We start from the raw sequence: 1237 nt of genomic DNA on the forward strand, positions 1-1237 counted from the left end.
CGGCGGTTTCAGGGGGTCATCGCAACAGGGCTTGTTGGATTGTCTCGTATGGGGTGGCGAACTCGAGTCGTTTGCGGGGGCGTCGGTTCATCTGGTCGGCGACGAAGTCGAGGTCGTCTTGGCTGAAGACGGACAGGTCGGTGCCTTTGGGGAAGTACTGGCGCAGCAGTCCGTTGGTGTTCTCGTTGGTGGCGCGCTGCCATGGGGCGTGGGGATCGGCGAAGTAGATGTCGATGCCGGTCATGCGGGTCACTTCGGTGTGGCGGGCCATCTCGGTTCCGCGGTCCCAGGTCAGCGATCCTTTGAGGGTGTCGGGCAGGCCGGCGAGCTTGTCGATCAATCCGTCACGGGTCGCTTCGACCCGGCCCTTGTCCGGGTCCAGGCGGACCAGGATGAGGTAGTTCGAGTGACGTTCGACGATGGTCGCGATCGCGGACTTGCCGCCCTTGCCCACGATCAGGTCGCCTTCCCAGTGGCCGGGGATCGACCGGTCGAGGGCTTCGGCGGGGCGTTCCCAGATCGGGATCAGGTCCTTGATGTGGGTGCGCCGGCGTGAGGTCGACTTCTGGGGGTGGCGGATCGTGCGTCCGGTGCGGGTGAGCGCCTGCAGGTCACGCTTGAGGCCCCCGCGGGCTTGCAGGTAGATCGTCTTGTAGACGGTCTCGTGACTCACGTGCAGCTCGACCTGGTTCGGGTGCTCACGTCGCAAGCGTCCCACGACCTGCTCCGGGGAGAGCTTGTCATCGAGGCCTTGTTGGACCAGCGCGAGCAGCAGCGGGTTCGACGGGATCTTGAGCGCCTTGGGTCGGCGTCGACGCTCCCACGAGATCCGATGGCCCTGGGTGGGCCGATAGTGCGCGCGGGACGCGCCGTGGCTGCCGCGTCGGATCTCACGCGAGATCGTCGACGGGCTGCGGCCAAGGGTGCGTGCGATCGCACGCAGCGACCGCCCCTCGACCAGCAGCTCCTTGATGCGGAAGCGTTCCTCGAGCGTGAGCAGCCGATCGGGGTCCTTCCACGCCGCTACTGGTATGCCGCCGGTGAGGTTGAGATAGTCCCGGATCGTCGAGCGGTTCGAGTCGATCGCCACAGGCATCTGTCTGAACGCGGTTCCCATCGCTCGAGCGTCCCAGAACACTCGCACCCACGCCTCAGACATGAACGGACGAAAACGACGGCCAGGCATCACAACACCTCTCATCAATCAGGTGTTGCGACCACCCCTCGAACCCACGGC

Annotated in this window: 1 protein-coding gene; it reads right to left on the reverse strand. The window is 65.5% G+C overall.

The window, feature by feature from the left end; translation table 11 throughout:
* Positions 1–16 precede the first annotated feature (16 nt).
* Positions 17–1117 carry an IS30 family transposase gene (locus tag AOM02_RS13990; RefSeq protein ID WP_439645413.1) on the reverse strand — a complete coding sequence of 367 codons (1101 nt, stop codon included), beginning with the start codon at positions 1115–1117 and terminating at the stop codon, positions 17–19.
* Positions 1118–1237: the final 120 nt, after the last annotated feature.

The organism is Demequina maris, assembly GCF_000971155.1.
In the GTDB taxonomy this organism is placed as follows: domain Bacteria; phylum Actinomycetota; class Actinomycetes; order Actinomycetales; family Demequinaceae; genus Demequina; species Demequina maris.